Annotated in this window: 14 protein-coding genes; 8 read left to right on the plus strand and 6 right to left on the minus strand. The window is 74.6% G+C overall.

The features are described from left to right. Positions 1–7 precede the first annotated feature (7 nt). Positions 8–1,450: an IS701 family transposase gene (locus ACFVGY_RS13550; protein ID WP_385675670.1), complete on the minus strand. Its 1,443-nt coding sequence runs from the start codon at positions 1,448–1,450 to the stop codon at positions 8–10. Between the two features lie 215 nt (positions 1,451–1,665). Between ACFVGY_RS13550 and ACFVGY_RS13555 the strand changes: the two genes are divergently transcribed. The 4 genes from ACFVGY_RS13555 (at position 1,666) to ACFVGY_RS13570 (ending at position 5,560) form a co-directional block, all read left to right on the plus strand. Continuing rightward, positions 1,666–2,082: a DUF3151 domain-containing protein gene (locus ACFVGY_RS13555; protein WP_385675673.1), complete on the plus strand. Its 417-nt coding sequence runs from the start codon at positions 1,666–1,668 to the stop codon at positions 2,080–2,082. 239 nt (positions 2,083–2,321) lie between these two features. Beyond that, positions 2,322–3,167: a tryptophan 2,3-dioxygenase gene (locus ACFVGY_RS13560; RefSeq protein ID WP_385675676.1), complete on the plus strand. Its 846-nt coding sequence runs from the start codon at positions 2,322–2,324 to the stop codon at positions 3,165–3,167. Next, a complete protein-coding gene (gene kynU, locus ACFVGY_RS13565; RefSeq protein WP_385675679.1) occupies positions 3,160–4,392 on the plus strand; it encodes a kynureninase in 1,233 nt (410 codons plus the stop codon). Before ACFVGY_RS13560 ends, kynU begins: the two co-directional genes overlap by 8 nt. A gap of 259 nt (positions 4,393–4,651) precedes the next feature. Further along, the gene (locus ACFVGY_RS13570; protein ID WP_385675683.1) at positions 4,652–5,560 is read left to right on the plus strand and encodes an alpha/beta hydrolase family protein; all 909 of its coding nucleotides are present in this window, start codon (positions 4,652–4,654) and stop codon (positions 5,558–5,560) included. Positions 5,561–5,755: 195 nt separating this feature from the next. Here the strand turns inward: ACFVGY_RS13570 and wrbA are convergent, their stop codons facing one another. Continuing rightward, positions 5,756–6,352 carry an NAD(P)H:quinone oxidoreductase gene (gene wrbA / locus ACFVGY_RS13575; protein ID WP_385675686.1) on the minus strand — a complete coding sequence of 199 codons (597 nt, stop codon included), beginning with the start codon at positions 6,350–6,352 and terminating at the stop codon, positions 5,756–5,758. Between the two features lie 102 nt (positions 6,353–6,454). On the opposite strand from wrbA, the gene ACFVGY_RS13580 reads away from it, so the two are divergent. Further along, positions 6,455–7,054: a TetR/AcrR family transcriptional regulator gene (locus ACFVGY_RS13580; RefSeq protein ID WP_385675689.1), complete on the plus strand. Its 600-nt coding sequence runs from the start codon at positions 6,455–6,457 to the stop codon at positions 7,052–7,054. Positions 7,055–7,118: 64 nt separating this feature from the next. On the opposite strand, the gene ACFVGY_RS13585 is transcribed toward ACFVGY_RS13580, so the two are convergent. Then, on the minus strand, positions 7,119–7,916 hold the full coding sequence (locus ACFVGY_RS13585) for a hypothetical protein (protein WP_385675692.1): 798 nt from the start codon (positions 7,914–7,916) through the stop codon (positions 7,119–7,121). A 282-nt stretch (positions 7,917–8,198) separates the two neighbouring features. Further along, positions 8,199–9,482 carry an adenylosuccinate synthase gene (locus tag ACFVGY_RS13590; RefSeq protein WP_179177682.1) on the minus strand — a complete coding sequence of 428 codons (1,284 nt, stop codon included), beginning with the start codon at positions 9,480–9,482 and terminating at the stop codon, positions 8,199–8,201. 184 nt (positions 9,483–9,666) lie between these two features. Between ACFVGY_RS13590 and ACFVGY_RS13595 the strand changes: the two genes are divergently transcribed. After that, positions 9,667–10,497: a diacylglycerol kinase gene (locus ACFVGY_RS13595; protein WP_385675695.1), complete on the plus strand. Its 831-nt coding sequence runs from the start codon at positions 9,667–9,669 to the stop codon at positions 10,495–10,497. Here the strand turns inward: ACFVGY_RS13595 and ACFVGY_RS13600 are convergent. Continuing rightward, a complete protein-coding gene (locus ACFVGY_RS13600; protein ID WP_385675698.1) occupies positions 10,481–11,746 on the minus strand; it encodes an MFS transporter in 1,266 nt (421 codons plus the stop codon). The two genes, ACFVGY_RS13595 and ACFVGY_RS13600, sit on opposite strands and share 17 nt — an antisense overlap. A 180-nt stretch (positions 11,747–11,926) precedes the next feature. Further along, complete coding sequence (locus ACFVGY_RS13605) at positions 11,927–12,493, minus strand: GbsR/MarR family transcriptional regulator (RefSeq protein ID WP_385675700.1); 567 nt, start codon at positions 12,491–12,493, stop codon at positions 11,927–11,929. Between the two features lie 63 nt (positions 12,494–12,556). On the opposite strand from ACFVGY_RS13605, the gene ACFVGY_RS13610 reads away from it, so the two are divergent. Together ACFVGY_RS13610 and ACFVGY_RS13615 are read left to right on the plus strand one after the other, a co-directional pair. Further along, entirely contained in the window at positions 12,557–13,480 is a 924-nt protein-coding gene (locus ACFVGY_RS13610) for an ATP-binding cassette domain-containing protein (RefSeq protein WP_385675701.1), read from the plus strand. Then, positions 13,477–15,054: an ABC transporter permease gene (locus ACFVGY_RS13615; RefSeq protein ID WP_385675703.1), complete on the plus strand. Its 1,578-nt coding sequence runs from the start codon at positions 13,477–13,479 to the stop codon at positions 15,052–15,054. The genes ACFVGY_RS13610 and ACFVGY_RS13615 overlap by 4 nt, the downstream gene beginning before the upstream one ends. The last annotated feature ends 118 nt before the right edge of the window (positions 15,055–15,172 follow it).

Here is a 15,172-nt window from a genome sequence, read left to right on the forward strand (position 1 = left end):
CCCTTTTTTATTGATCCGGCGCCCACCGAGATATCCACTTGCTTGGGCGTCGGCCGCGTCTGATGTGTATCCGCGACCGGGGCCGGGCGGCCGGGCCGGGCCGGCGCAGGGCGTGCGCGGTGGCGGCGGCGGGCGTGAGGTCCGCCGGCCGCGCCACCGGGACCGCCGGCGCCGCGCCCAGGCACCGGGCCGCGTGCGCCACCGACGCCAGCGTCACGTGCCGGTGCCAGCCCGGCAGCGACCGCCCGGAGAAGTCCCTGAGGCCGATCTCCTGCACGCTCGCCGCCGACGCCGTCGACACCCGCAGCGCCGTCTTCGTCAGCCGCACCAGCACCCCCGGGTCCGTCCGCACCATGTCCGTCACCCACAGCTGCGTCGGCAGCCGCCGGGCCGCCTCCCACTCCCCGAACAGCAGCACCTCGCGCCGCCGCCCCGGAGCCGGGTCCGGCACCATCACCCGCACCGCGGCCACCAGCGAGGTGCGCCGCGCCCCCGGCACCGCCGGGTCGGGCCACTCCACCGGCATCCGCAGCCCGCGCACGTTCTGCAGGATGTCCCGCGCGGCCAGCGTCCCCGCGCCGAAGCCCGGCAGCCTCGGGTCCGTCACCAGGAGCCGCGCCTCGGGGTTGATCCGCCCCACCACCGGCACCCGGGCCTCGGCGAACCGGTTCAGCGTGGCCCGCGTCGCGATGTCGCGGATGTCCAGCACCACCGGCCGGACGGTCATGCCCGACTCGCGCACCGTGTTCAGGACGCCGCTGACCGCGCAGCCCCCGTACGACTCCTCGCCGCCGGGGCCGGCCTCCTGCACGGAGTCCTGCGAGGGCTCCTGCGCGGATTCCTCGTCCAGGAACAGCCGCCACCCCACCGGGGTGACCACGCGGGCCGAGGCGTACCAGATCCCGAACGCCTGCTGCCCGCGGAACATCTGACCCCGGTGCGGGTCGAAGCGGTGCCCGGCGCCCACCGAGTGCTCGCCGCCCTTCGGAATCGCCATCGGCTGCGCCACCCAGGCGTTGAGCGGGGCCGTCTGCCCCAGGTACTGCGCCAGCGCGGTCCGGATCGGCTGCCAGTCCCAGGTCGACGCCGCGATGAAGTGGTGCAGGCTCTGCTCCGCGGCCGCGCTGCCGCCGCCGGCCGCGTCACCGCCGGCGATCTGCTGGGCGATGTTGCGGATCGACTTGCGGCCCTTCGTCTCCAGCAGCCCGCGGACGTACTGCCGGCCGCGCTCGCGCTGGTCCTTGCGCCGCAGGGAGGTGAACACCGCCGTGCACAGCTCCTCGACGGCCCCGTCGACCCCGGCGCCGTCCGGGCCGCCGCCGAAGGGGCCGGGAGCGTACGCCGCCGCGGTGTCCCGGAGGTGGGCGCGGCCGCCCGGGACGGTGCGTGCGGCGGTCCGGGAGGCGGTTGCGGTGGCGGTGCCGAAGCGCGTGCTGATGGCGGTGTTCACGACTTCCCCCTTCGTCGATGGCCCTCCTACCGTCCGCCCGGGGCCCCGTTCCGGGGGAGGTGTGCCGGGCACCTGGCTGGGCCGGCGGGTGGTGGGGCGCCCACCATCGGGCGTCTTCGGGCTCCGTCGCGGTGGCCCCGCCACCACCGGCCCCGTGGGGCCGCAACACCGGGGAGGGGCCCGGCATCCCGGGCCGGATGCCCCAGACTTGGACCATGTCCATTCACCAGAACCTGCTCGGGGGCCCGGCCCCCACCCACCTCCCCGACGAGCCGGGCCGCGCGGCGATCGCCGCGGGCACGCCCGCCGTCGAGGTGGCCGCCGCGCACCCCACCTCCTCCCTCGCCTGGGCGGTCCTCTCCGACGAGGCCTTCGCCGCCGGCCGCCCCGTCGAGGCGTACGCGTACGCCCGTACGGGCTACCACCGCGGCCTCGACGCGCTGCGCCGCGCGGGCTGGAAGGGCCACGGCCCGGTCCCGTGGGAGCACGAGCCGAACCGTGGCTTCCTGCGCGCCCTGTACGCCCTGGCCCGCGCGGCCGGGGCGATCGGCGAGAAGGACGAGCACGAGCGCTGCACGACCTTCCTGCGCGACTCCTCCGAGACGGCCGCGGACGTCCTCGGCGACGCCTGACCCGCCCTGCCCCGCACGCGCACGGGGGCGGCCGGCCGGCGGCTCCGCGGCCGTCCGTCCGCCCCCGACGGCCCTCCCGCGCCGGCCCCCCGTGTCCGAAACGTGTCTGTGACGCCCGTCACTGGCCATTGGAGGGCGGCCGGGAAGCGGTCCTATGATGCGGACAGGGGACCGGGGCTCCACACACCCAATCGGAAGGAGCGGACCGCTACCCGGAAGCACGTGTCGAGGAGACAGCGATGTCGAACACCCTTGATGCCTCCGGAGCCGGTTCGGATACCCCGAACCTCGACTTCGCCGGCACGACCCCGTACGAGGACTACGTCCAGGCGGACGTCCTCACCCACCTCCAGCACCCTCGTTCGGACGATCCCGGCGAGATGGTCTTCCTGGTCACCACCCAGGTCATGGAGCTGTGGTTCACGGTCATCGTCCACGAATGGGAGACGGCCGCGCAGGCCCTCCGCGAGGACCGCGTCCCCGTCGCGATGGACGCGCTGAAACGATCCCTCCGCGAGCTGGAGGCCCTCAACGCCTCCTGGCGCCCGCTCGCCCAGCTCACCCCCGGCCAGTTCAACTCGTACCGCGCCGCCCTCGGCGAGGGCTCCGGCTTCCAGTCGGCGATGTACCGCCGGATGGAGTTCCTGCTCGGCGAGAAGTCGGCCTCCATGCTCGTCCCGCACCGCGGCGCCCCGCGCGTCCACGCGGAGCTGGAGAAGGCCCTGCACGAGCCCAGCCTCTACGACGAGGTGCTGCGCCTGCTCGCCCGCCGCGGCCTGCCCGTCCCGCAGACCGTCCTCGACCGCGACCTCGCGCAGCGCTACGAGGCCTCGGCCGAGGTCGAGGCCGTCTGGACCACCCTGTACGAGGACCCCGACGCGCACCCCGACCTGCACCGGCTCGGCGAGGCCCTCACGGACGTCGCGGAGCTCGTCTGGCGCTGGCGCAACGACCACCTCGTCGCCACCCGCCGTGCGATGGGCGCGAAGACCGGCACGGGCGGCTCCGCCGGGGTGACCTGGCTGGAGAAGCGCGCCGCGAAGAACGTGTTCCCCGAGCTGTGGACGGCGCGCAGCCATGTCTGACGCCCTCGACACCACCGCCGCCCCCGCCGTCCCGGACCTGGCGGCGCGCGCCGCGCAGCTGGATGCCGCCGACGAGCTGGGCAAGCTCCGCGAGCGCTTCACCCTCCCCGAGGGCGTCGTCTACCTCGACGGCAACTCGCTCGGCGCGCTCCCCGCGGGCGTCGCCGCCCGCGTGGCCGAGGTCGTCGCGCACGAGTGGGGCACCGAGCTGATCCGCTCCTGGAGCAGCGGCACCTGGTGGACCGCCCCCGAGCGGATCGGCGACCGGATCGCCCCGCTCGTCGGCGCGGCCCCCGGCCAGGTCGTCGTCGGCGACTCCACCAGCGTCAACCTGTTCAAGGCGCTGGTCGGTGCCGCCCGCCTGGCAGCGTCCGGCCGCACCGAGCTGCTCGTCGACGCGACGACGTTCCCCACCGACGGCTACATCGCCGAGTCGGCGGCCCGCCTCACCGGCCTGACCGTGGTCCCGGTGGACCCGTCCGACGCGGCCGCGGTGCTGCGCGAGCGGGGGCAGGACGCGGCCGTCGTCCTGCTCAACCACGTCGACTACCGCGGCGGCCGGCTCCACGACCTGCCCGGCCTCACCCGGGCGGCGCACGCCGCGGGCGCGGTCATCGTCTGGGACCTGTGCCACTCGGCCGGCGCCCTGCCGGTCGGCCTCGACGAGCACGGCGTCGACCTCGCGGTGGGCTGCACGTACAAGTACCTCAACGGCGGGCCCGGTTCACCGGCGTACCTCTACATCGCCGAACGCCACCAGGCCGCCTTCGACTCCCCGCTGCCCGGCTGGAACGGTCACGCGGAACCCTTCGCGATGACCCCGGACTACAGCCCGGCCCCGGGCGCGGTCCGCGGCCGGGTCGGCACCCCGGACATCCTGTCGATGCTGGCCCTGGAGGCGGCGCTCGACGCCTGGGACGGGGTGGACGTGGCGGCCGTACGGGCCAAGTCCCTGGCGCTGACCGACTTCTTCCTGGAGTGCGTGGCCGCGTACGTCCCGGCGGGGAAGGTCGAGTCGGTGACCCCGGCGCCGCACGCGGAGCGCGGCAGCCAGGTGTCGCTGCGCACGGAGAACGCCCGCGCGGTGATGGACGAGCTGATCTCCCGCGGGGTGATCGGCGACTTCCGGGCCCCGGACGTCCTGCGGTTCGGGTTCACGCCGCTCTACGTGGGCTTCGCGGACGCGGAGCGTGCGGCCCGGACGCTGGGTCGCATTTTCGGGTGATGTCCGGACGGGCCGGGGGTGAAACGTCACGGCACGGGGCGGGCGGGGGATGATCCCTGCCCGCCGCGGCCCGTTTCCATGCGGGCCGGGGTACGTGACAAAGCCCTCCGGGGACAGGGTTGTTCCGGCCTGATACGGTCCGGCTCTGCCGGATCGAAGGTCCCGGAGCCCGGGACCGCCGCCGCAGGCCGGGGCTGCCGGGCTGCGGAGTTCTGGTGGCCGGAACACCAGTGCCACGCGTTACCGAGAGGTTGAGCCGATGACGGACCCCGCAGTCGAACGGGATGCCGCCGAGGCCGCCTCGGCCTTCGCCCACCCGCCGGTCGCCCCGGACGCGTCGGCCGCGTACGGGGACCACCCGGACCACGTCGTCGACTTCTACGCCCCGCGGGCCGCCGGCGGCGGTGCGGGCGCGGACGCGGGTGCGCCCGGCACGGCTCCCCTCGTGGTGCTGCTGCACGGCGGCGCCTGGCGGGCCCCGTACGACCGGCAGCACGTGTCACCGCTGGCCGACTTCCTGGCGCGGCGCGGATTCGCGGTGGCCAGTGTGGAGTACCGGCGCGGGAGTTCGCTGCCGCACCAGAACGCCGGCGGCGCGGTCGCCGGCCGCTGGCCGGAGACCTTCGACGACGTGGCCGCGGCCCTGGACGCCCTGCCCGGGTTGGCTGCCGTGCACCTCCCGCAGGCCGACCTGCGCCGTACGGTCCTCACCGGCCATTCCGCGGGCGGCCACCTCGCGCTGTGGGCCGCCGCCCGGCACGTCCTGCCGGCCGGGGCCCCGGCGGGCTGGCGGTTGCCGGCCCCGACGGTGCTGCGGGGCGTGGTGGCGCTGGCCCCCATCGCGGACTTCGAGGTGGCGGAGGAGCTCGGCGTGTGCGGCGGTGCGTCGGCGCAGCTGCTGGGCGGGCCGGTGCACTGGGCGGAGCGGGTCCCGTACGCGGATCCGGCGGCGCTGCTGCCGACCGGGATCGCCACGACCGTGGTGCACGGCCGGGAGGACGTCGTCGTCCCGGCGGCGGTCGCCGAGTCGTACGTGGCCGCGGCGGCGAAGGCGGGGGAGACCGTCGGGCTGACCCTGCTGGACGGCGTCGGGCACTTCCCGCTGATCGACCCGGCGGCCGACGCCTGCGCGGTGGTCGCCGAGGAGATCTCGCAGCTCGCCTGGTAGCGGGCCGCCGCGGCCGTTTCCGTGACCCGTCTCCGCGGTGGTTCCCGTGACCCGTCTCCGCGGTGGTTCCCGCGACCCGTCTCCGCAGCCGGTTCCCGCGACCCGTCTCCGCGGGCCTGTTCCCGGGGCTCCGCCCGGCGACGTGCCCCGCGGTGCCGCGTGGACGCCGCCCGGCGGCGCCGGGTCCGGGGGCGCTCAGCCCGCCAGGCGCGCCGCGATCGTCGCGAGGCGCTCGCCCTGGTAGCGGGCGGCCGTCAGGGTCGCCTCGCTCACCTCGCCGCTGCTCGCCGGGTGCGAGGTGCCGTAGGGGTTGCCGCCGGCCTCGAAGACCGCCGGGTTGGTGAAGCCGGGGGCGACGATGATCGAGCCCCAGTGGTGGAACGTGTTGTAGAGGGCGAGCAGCGTGGACTCGTTGCCGCCGTGGGTGTTGTGGGCGCTGGTGAAGCCGGTGGCCGGCTTGTCGGCGAGGACGCCCTGCTGCCAGAGGCCGCCCGTGGTGTCGAGGAACTGCTTCAGCTGGCCCGAGATGTTGCCGTACCGGGTCGGCGAGCCGATGGCGTAGGCGTTGGCCCAGGCGAGGTCGTCCAGGGTGGCGATCTCGACGTCCTTGGCGTCCTCGACATGCTGGCGCCAGGCCGGGTTGGAGTCGATGGCGGCGTCCGGGGCGAGCTCGGGCACCCGGCGGAGCCGGACCTCGGCACCGGCCTTCTCGGCGCCTTCGGCGACCGCCTTCGCGAGCTCGTGGACGTTGCCGGTGGAGGAGTAGTAGATGACGGCGACCTTGGCGCTCATGACGGTTCCCTGCCTAAGTGGATCGGTATCCGGTTCGCCCGGTGGTTCAGAGTTAAACGGATAGCGATCCGTTTTGCAAGGGGGGTCCGGTAGCCTCTGGGTATGAGCCGCAGCCGCATCGAACTCCCCGTCTCGGGACAGGCCCCGCCGGAGCGCGCGGACGCCGCCCGCAACCGGCGGAAGATCCTGGACGCGGCCGCGCGCCTGATCGCCGAGCAGGGGCCGGACGCCGTCACCATGAACGCCGTCGCACACGCCGCGGGAATGGGCGTCGGCACGGTCTACCGGCGTTTCGGGGACGTCGGCCAACTGCTGCTCGCCCTGCTCGACGACGACGAACGGCGCTTCCAGGAGGCCTTCCTCAGCGGCCCCCCGCCGCTGGGGCCCGAGGCGCCGCCCGAGGAACGGCTGCGGGCGTTCCTGCACACGCTGGCCGAGCGGCTGGCCGGCTGCCGGGCCGTGATGGGCGCCGCCGAGGCCGCGTCGCCGGGCGCGCGGTACGGCAGCGGCGCCTACCTGACCATGCACACGCACGTGGCCATGCTGCTCCGGCAGACCCGGCCGGGGGCGGACGCGCCGGTCCTGGCCCACCTGCTGCTCGCGCCGTTCGTGCCGAGCCTGTTCGAGCACCTGACGGTGGACCGGGAAGTCCCGGTCGAACGGGTCAAGGCGAGCATCGACGCCCTGCTGGGAGCGGTCTGACCGCGGAGACCGAGCCGGCCGGGGCGGCCGCCCCGCGACCGGGGCGGAGGCCGCCGGCCTCGGTCTACGGCATGTCGACGTGGTCGGCGGCGGAGTAGATCCACGGCGTGGCGTCGGTGCCGTGGTGGGCCAGCCACCAGATGCCGTCCGGGCGGGGTGCGGTGGAGGCAGCGAGGATGCCGCCGCGGCCGGTCACCAGGTCGGCGACGTACTCGTACCGGCTGCCCGAGTCGGCCTTGTGGACCAGCTGGACCGGCAGTCCCTCCGGGGCGCCGGTGTACCCGCCGCCGTCCCAGTCGGCGAGGGTCAGCCGGCCGACGACGCCCAGCGGGTGCCCGGGGCGCGGCGGCTCGGGGAAGGCGTCGGCGGTGAGCTGGGCCTTCCGCTTGATCCGGACGCTGTCCAGAGGGGCCGCGGTGACCAGGCCCCCGTCCTCCCGGGGCACCCAGTCGTTGGCCGCGACCAGGGCGTTGAACCAGTACAGCCCGGCGTCGGCGTTGGAGAGGGTCCACCCGTCGGCCCGCACGGTGAAGGTGAACCGGCAGGTGGAGCGGTTCGGGTTCCCGCTGTGGGGGGTGCACAGGTCGGTGCCGGGCGGCCGCCGGTCGGCCCGCAGGTCGTGCCCGCCCGGGCCGATCAGGGCCGCTTCGGCGTCGTTCCGGCTGATGCCGGAGTCGTCCTCGGCGTCGAAGGTGACGAAGAAGGTCCGGCTGTCGCCCGGGCCGAGCGTGAGGTCCGCGGCGTGGATGGTGCCGCCGATGATGCGCGGCGGGCTGGCGACGTCGGCCTCCGCCGCCGCGGCGGGCCCGAGGAACAGGGCGAGCGTGGCGAGGACGGTGGTGGCGGCGGGGAGCTTGCGCATGGACGGCCTCCTGGCGGATCCGGTCCGGGCCCGATGCGGCGTCCCGGGGCGTGACACACCGTAGGAGCGGGGTGCCCGCGCGGGCAGGGGGCGTGCGTCCGGCGGTGCGGATCCATGACGTCCGGGACGGGACCGTGACGCGGGACCGGCGTACGGCGGGTGGTCGACGTACGGCGACGGGGCCCGTCGCGCGGTGTGCGCTACGGGCCCCGTCGTGATCCGGAGGACCGGGGGCGGCCCGGGCCTGTCGCCCTGCGGCCTGTCGCCCAGTGGCTCAGGGGCCTACAGGAACGAGTTGATCTCGATCGTCTCGGTGCGGCCGGGGCCGACGCCGATCGCGGAGATCGGGGCGCCCGACATCTCCTCCAGGGCCTTCACGTACGCCTGCGCGTTCTTCGGCAGGTCGGAGAAGGTCTTGGCCTTGGTGATGTCCTCGGACCAGCCCGGCAGGTTCTCGTAGATCGGCTTCGCGTGGTGGAAGTCCGTCTGCGAGTACGGGAGCTCCTCGACGCGCTTGCCGTCGATCTCGTACGCGACGCAGACCGGGATCTGCTCCCAGCCGGTCAGCACGTCCAGCTTGGTGAGGAAGAAGTCCGTCAGGCCGTTCACTCGGGTCGCGTAGCGGGCGATCGGGGCGTCGAACCAGCCGCAGCGGCGGTCGCGGCCGGTGGTGACACCGCGCTCGCCGCCGATGCGGCGCAGGTCCTCGCCGTCCTGGTCGAACAGCTCCGTGGGGAACGGGCCGGCGCCGACACGCGTGGTGTACGCCTTCAGGATGCCGATGACCCGGCTGATCTTGGTCGGGCCGACGCCCGTACCGGTGCACGCGCCGCCCGCGGTCGGGTTCGACGAGGTGACGAACGGGTACGTGCCGTGGTCGACGTCGAGCAGGGTGCCCTGGCCGCCCTCGAACAGCACGACCTTGTTCTCGTCGAGCGCGTTGTTCAGGATCAGCGTGGTGTCGGCGACGTACGGCTTGATCTGGTCCGCGTACTGGAGCATCTCCTCCACGATCGCGGCGGCGTCGATCGCGCGGCGGTTGTACAGCTTGGCGAGCAGCTGGTTCTTGTTCTCCAGCGCCGCCTCGACCTTCTGGGTGAGGATCGACTCGTCGTACAGGTCCTGGACGCGGATGCCGACGCGGTTGATCTTGTCCGCGTAGGTCGGGCCGATCCCGCGGCCGGTGGTGCCGATCTTGCGCTTGCCGAGGAAGCGCTCGCCGACCTTGTCCAGGGTGACGTTGTACGGCGTGATCAGGTGGGCGTTTCCGCTGATCAGCAGCTTGGACGTGTCGATACCGCGCTCGTTGAGCCCGCGCAGCTCGGAGAGGAGTACGGACGGGTCGACGACGACGCCGTTGCCGATGACCGGGGTGCATCCGGGGGAGAGGATGCCGGAAGGGAGAAGGTGCAGCGCATACTTCTGGTCGCCTACGACGACCGTGTGGCCGGCGTTGTTGCCGCCCTGGTAGCGCACCACGTAGTCAACGGATCCACCGAGCAGGTCGGTGGCCTTTCCCTTGCCCTCGTCACCCCACTGAGCTCCGAGCAGCACAAGAGCGGGCACAGGCGTACACCTCTTCCGGATGGGGCATGTCCAAGGCCAGGGGGCGTACGACGATGTACACCGCAGGCTGGGCCGTCGGACCGGTACCCCGGAATAGACGAAGGCCCTGGCGCAATAGCGCAAGGGCCTCTTGCACAAAGATGCTACCCGAGGAAGGACCGAGGTGTCGGCTCCGGAGCCCACCATGAGCCCTGCGGGCGCGCCGGTCGGCGGCCTGCTCGTGCTCGTCGACCCGGTCGCCCGCCGTCTCGACGGCGAGTCCGTGCGGATCGCGAGGGATGTTCTGTCGGCGGGGGCGGCGGCGAAGGTCTGCCTCCCGGATTCACCGGAGGAGTTCGCGCGGGCCCTCGCCCGCCGGGGCCATCGCCGGCCCGTGATCGTGGGCGACGACCGGGCGCTGGTGCGGGCCGTGGGGCTGCTGCACCGGGAGCGCGGGCTCGGCGAGGGCGCGGCCGGTGCCGTGTCCGTCATCCCGGTGGGGCAGGTGGGATCACTGGGGCTGGTGAGGACGCTGGGGGTTCCGCTGTCGGCGGTGTCCGCGGCGCGGGCGGTCCTGGACGGGGTCGTGGGCATGCGGGACCTGCTGGTGGACGACAGCGACGGGGTGGTGCTGGGCGGCTTGCGGATTCCACCCGTTCGGCCGTCCGTGCCGCGGCCGGCGGGACCCTCGGTGCGCAGCGCGTACCGGTCGCTGGTGCGCACCCTGGTCGGGCCGCCGCCGGCGGCGCCCGCGCGGGGCGGAACCGGCGGGCACCGGCTGCGGGTGGAGGCCGACGGGGTGGTGCTGGCGGACGTGGACCGGCCGGTGGAGGACCTGTCGCTGGAGCCGGGGCGCGGCGGGCTCGCGGAGGTCCTCGTCCGGGTGGACGGGACCGCAGTGGGGGCCCGGGCCCGGGTCTTGACCGTGACCGGGGCGGACTTCCGCTACCGGGCCGACGGGGCGGTCGCGGGGCCGGTGCGCCGGCGCACCTGGACCCTGCAGCCGGCGGCGTGGGGGCTCATCCTCCCGCGCTGACCTGCCGGACCGTTCGGTCCGCCGGCTCCCCGGCGGTGGCCGCGCGGGCGACGGCCCGCCGGGAGGCGAGGGTGAGCGCCGCGGAGGCCGCGGCCAGCACGGTGATCGCGGTGGCCGGGCCCGCGTACTGGGCGGTCGCGCCGGCGAGGGCCGCGCCGATGCCCTGCCAGGTCATCCGGCCGGCCGACTCGACGCCCTGGACCTGCCCGCGGACGGCGTCGGGGGTCAGGGCCAGGAGCTGCTCCTGCAGAGGCAGGGTGGCGGCGAAGCCGGCGCTCGCGGCGAACACCGCGGCCGCCACCAGCGGCAGCGGCGGGTGGAAGGCGAAGAGGAGGAAGGGGAGGGCGAGCAGCAGGCGCAGGGCGAAGGCGTACCGGCGGCGGCGCTCGGCGGTGAGCAGGCGGCCGACGGCGAGGTCCCCGAGGAGCATCCCGGCCGAGCCGACGGCGAGGAGGGTGCCGGCGTGCTGCGGGGCGTACGGGATGAACAGGGCCTCGCAGCCGACGACGAGGCCGTTGGGTACCCACAGGTTCAGCAGCAGGGCCCGCCGGCCGGGGTGGGCGAACAGTTCGGCGTTCGTCGTCCAGGTCTGCCGCAGTCCGGGGCGTCGGGTCAGCCGGATCGAGCGCTCCCGTACGGTCACGGCCGCGACGACGAGCGCGAGGCCGGTCAGGGCGGCGGCGACGGCGAAGACCCGGTACGGGCCGAGCCGGCCCAGCAGCAGCGCGCCGAGGGCGAAGCCGAGCACGGACACGGCGCCGGTGGTGATGTTCATCAGCGAGCGGGCGAGGGCGTACGCGGAGGCGGGCACGGCCTCGACGAGCAGGCCCATGCGGGTGCCGGTGCCCAGGGACTGGAAGAAGCCGAGCAGCACGAGCAGGCCGAATCGGGCGGCCAGCGGCAGTCCGGGGACGGCCTGGGCGGCGACACCGGCCAGGGAGAGGCCCTGGAGGGTGAGGAGCGTGCGGCGGGGGCGCTCGCCGTCGGCGACGGACATGAGCGTGAGCGCGCCGAGGACGGTGGCGAAGGTCGCGCCGTACATGCTCACGGCCGTCAGGAACGGGGAACCGGTCTGCCGGTCGACGAGGGTGCCGAGGGCGAAGCCGGACAGGGTGCTGGCGGCGACGGACAGGGTGAGGCTGGCGTAGAGGCCGGCGAACTCGCGGTTGCGGAGCAGGGCCCGGTAGCCGGTCGGCGCGGGCGCGGGAGTGGGAGTGGCGGCTGCGGGTGATGGGGTGTCAGAAGGCATGAAAAAAGCCTCCGAACGCTCCCGTGGGGGAGCCGGAGGCACAGGGGAAACGTAGCAGGTCCCCGCCTCCGGCCGCTCCCCGTTTCCGGGAGTCCGGGCGCTACACGGGCGTTCAGGTGTGCTCGTCGCCGGAGATCGCCCGGGTCAGGGTCACGACACGACGCGGCACGTCAGGTCGGTTCAGGTCAGGTCCAGAGTGGCGCGGTGGGCGCGCCAGCGGTCCATCATTCCCAGCAGCTCCTGCTGCAGGAACTCGAAGAACGCGGCCGTCTCGGCGATCCGCGTCCCGGCGGGGGTCTCGGCGCCGAGGCCGGCCGCGCCCTCCCGCAGGGTCTTCTCCCACAGGGTCAGGACCTGGTCGCGGCGGGTGAAGGTCTCGTACCAGAGCTCGTTGTGCAGGACGTACCGGTCGCGGCGGGAGCCCGGCTCGCGCTCGCGGCTGACCATGTTGACCTGCGTCAGGTACGACACCGCGCCCGACACCGCCGCCGGGCTGATCTGCAGGGCCTCGCTCAGCTCGGCCGAGGTCATCGCGCCGCTGTCGCTGGCCAGGAGCTGCGCGAAGACGCGGGCGGCCATGCGCTGCATGCCCGCGTCGGCCAGTTGGGCCGCGAAGCGCTCCACGAAGCGGGAGACCGCCTCGGTGTCGCGTGCGTCCCGCTCGTCCCGCTCGTCCCGCTCGTCCCGCTCGTCCCGCTCGTCCTGGCCGTCCTGCTGCTTGTTCGGTGCATCCATCTGCTTCGCCACCCTTCGAACTTTACGTGATTCCCGAGCTTCACAAATTTGTGAAAGTAGCGTACGTTCAGAAACATGACGAAGGCAATCAGCGTCGCCGGACTCCGCAAGACGTTCGGCCGCACCCACGCTCTGGACGGACTCGACCTCTCCGTCGCCACCGGCGAGGTCCACGGCTTCCTCGGCCCCAACGGCGCCGGCAAGTCCACCACCATCCGCGTCCTGCTGGGCCTGCTGCGCGCCGACTCCGGAACCGCCGAACTGCTCGGCGGCGACCCGTGGGCCGACGCCGTGGAGCTCCACCGCCGCGTCGCCTACGTCCCCGGCGACGTCACCCTGTGGCGCAACCTCTCCGGCGGCGAGGTCATCGACCTCTACGGGCGGCTGCGCGGAGGCCTTGACCGGGCCCGCCGCGCCGAGCTGATCGAGCGCTACGAACTCGACCCCACCAAGAAGGGGCGCACGTACTCCAAGGGCAACCGGCAGAAGGTGGCACTCGTCGCCGCCTTCGCCTCGAACGCCGAGCTGTTCGTCCTCGACGAGCCCACCTCCGGCCTCGACCCGCTGATGGAGGAGGTCTTCCAGAGCTGCGTCGCCGAGGCCCGCGCCGCCGGCCGCACCGTCCTGCTCAGCTCGCACATCCTCAGCGAGGTCGAAGCCCTCTGCGACCGCGTCAGCATCATCCGCAAGGGCCGCACCGTGGAGACCGGCACCCTGGCCGAGCTGCGGCACCTCACCCGTACGTCGATCAGCGCCGAGCTCGCCGGCCCGCCGAACGGCCTCGCGCACCTGCCCGGCGTCCACGACGTCGAAGTGCAGGGGCAGCGGATCCGCCTTCAGGCCGACACCGACAAGCTGGACGCCGTACTGCGCTCGCTCACCGACTCCGGGGTGCGGTCGCTGACCGCGACCCCGCCCACCCTCGAAGAACTCTTCCTGCGCCACTACGCGGACGACGCGCACGCGAAGGCGGCAACCAAGGCAGGCGCATCGCGATGAAGGACCAACTCGCCGGAACAGCGGGCCTGCTGAGGCTCGCACTGCGCCGCGACCGGGTCATGATGCCGGTCTGGGTGCTGGTCGTCGCCCTGATGGTGCTGAGCCTGCCCGCCTCCCTGGAATCGGCGTACGCAACCGGCGCCGACCGGGCCCGGCTCGCCGACGCCATGAGCACCAACGGCTCCCTGCGCGCCCTGTACGGGCCCGTCTTCGGGGACTCCCTCGGCGCCCTCACCGCCTGGCGGGGCGGCGTCTTCGCGGGGGTGCTCGCCGCAATCATGAGCCTGGCCATCGTGATCCGGCACACCCGCGAGGAGGAGGAGACGGGCCGTCAGGAACTCCTGTCCGCCGCCATGGTGGGGCGGCGCGCCCCGCTCACGGCCGCCCTGCTGGCCGCCGCGGTCGCCAACGCGGCCGCCGCCCTGCTGGTGGCCGGCGGCCTGGCCGGCGCGCACGGCGCGGCCGGGGCAGCCGCGCTCGGACTGGGCATCGGCGCCACCGGCATGCTCTTCGCGGGCATCGCCGCCATCACCGCGCAGCTCACCGAGAGCGCACGGCTCGCGAAGGGCCTCGCGGGGGCGCTGATCGGCACGGCGTTCGTGCTGCGCGCCGCCGGCGACGCGGGCAGCACCGCCGGGGACAGCGCGCTGACCTGGACCTCGCCGCTGGGCTGGCTGGAGCACGTACGGGCCTTCGCCGGCGAACGCTGGTGGGTGCTCGGCCTGTTCGCCGCGGCGGCCGCGGTGCTGGTGGTGGCCGCGTACGCACTCGCCGGACGCCGCGACATCGGCATGAGCTTCCTCCCGGCCCGGCCCGGACCCGCCGAGGGCCGGATCGGCAGCGCCGGCGCACTGGCCTGGCGGCTGCAGCGGGGCGGCCTGGCGGGCTGGAGCCTCGGGTTCCTCGTGGCGGGCGCGGTCTTCGGGTCCATGACGGACGGCGCCACCCAACTCGTCGGCGACAACGCGCGGACCCGCGAGATCATCCAGCGCATGGGTGGGCAGAGCGCACTCGCCGACGCCTTCCTCGCCACCATGGCCGGCATGCTCGGCATGGTCGCCGCCCTCTACATCGTCTCGGCGGTGCTCCGGCTGACCGGCGAGGAGACCGGCCAGCGCGCCGAACCGCTGCTCGCCGCCCCTGTCGGGCGGCTGCGCTGGGCCGGCGGGCACCTGGCCGTGGCCTTCGGCGGATCCGCGCTGATCCTGCTGCTCGGCGGGCTCGGCCTGGGCCTCGGACACGGCCGGGACGTGGCCGCGGCGGTCGGCGCCACCCTCGCCCAGCTTCCGGCGGTGTGGGTGATCGGTGCCCTGGCGGCCCTGCTGCACGGCGCCGCCCCGAAGTACGCCGCGGGCGCCTGGGGGATGGCCGGCGCCGCCCTGCTGCTGGGGTGGATCGGCCCCGCCCTGAACCTGCCGCAGGCCGTCCTGGACCTCTCACCCTTCGCCCACCTGCCGAAGCTCCCGGGCGCGCAGGCCCTGGCCTGGACACCGCTGCTGGCCCTGACCGGCCTGGCCGCGGCCCTCCTCGCGGCCGGCCTCACCGCCCTCCGCCGCCGCGACCTCACCGCCTGACCCGTAACGAGCCGAGGGGCCCCCCCCCCCCCCCCCGCGGCGGCGGGGCGCCCCCGCGGGCCCCGCCCCCCCCCGACCCACCGCGCGCCGCCGCCCGCCCCCCGCGCGGGCTCTCACC

This window comes from Streptomyces sp. NPDC127106 (genome assembly GCF_042677605.1).
GTDB lineage: Bacteria > Actinomycetota > Actinomycetes > Streptomycetales > Streptomycetaceae > Streptomyces.

What these genes read in the sequence shown, in the direction of transcription:
- ACFVGY_RS13580 (WP_385675689.1), top strand. Translation starts at nt 6,455, where the DNA reads ATGAGCCGCAGCCGCATCGAACTCCCCGTCTCGGGACAGGCCCCGCCG.
- kynU (WP_385675679.1), top strand. Translation starts at nt 3,160, where the DNA reads ATGTCTGACGCCCTCGACACCACCGCCGCCCCCGCCGTCCCGGACCTG.
- wrbA (WP_385675686.1), bottom strand. Translation starts at nt 6,352, where the DNA reads ATGAGCGCCAAGGTCGCCGTCATCTACTACTCCTCCACCGGCAACGTC.
- ACFVGY_RS13600 (WP_385675698.1), bottom strand. Translation starts at nt 11,746, where the DNA reads ATGCCTTCTGACACCCCATCACCCGCAGCCGCCACTCCCACTCCCGCG.
- ACFVGY_RS13595 (WP_385675695.1), top strand. Translation starts at nt 9,667, where the DNA reads ATGAGCCCTGCGGGCGCGCCGGTCGGCGGCCTGCTCGTGCTCGTCGAC.
- ACFVGY_RS13570 (WP_385675683.1), top strand. Translation starts at nt 4,652, where the DNA reads ATGACGGACCCCGCAGTCGAACGGGATGCCGCCGAGGCCGCCTCGGCC.
- ACFVGY_RS13615 (WP_385675703.1), top strand. Translation starts at nt 13,477, where the DNA reads ATGAAGGACCAACTCGCCGGAACAGCGGGCCTGCTGAGGCTCGCACTG.
- ACFVGY_RS13610 (WP_385675701.1), top strand. Translation starts at nt 12,557, where the DNA reads ATGACGAAGGCAATCAGCGTCGCCGGACTCCGCAAGACGTTCGGCCGC.
- ACFVGY_RS13555 (WP_385675673.1), top strand. Translation starts at nt 1,666, where the DNA reads ATGTCCATTCACCAGAACCTGCTCGGGGGCCCGGCCCCCACCCACCTC.
- ACFVGY_RS13560 (WP_385675676.1), top strand. Translation starts at nt 2,322, where the DNA reads ATGTCGAACACCCTTGATGCCTCCGGAGCCGGTTCGGATACCCCGAAC.
- ACFVGY_RS13585 (WP_385675692.1), bottom strand. Translation starts at nt 7,916, where the DNA reads ATGCGCAAGCTCCCCGCCGCCACCACCGTCCTCGCCACGCTCGCCCTG.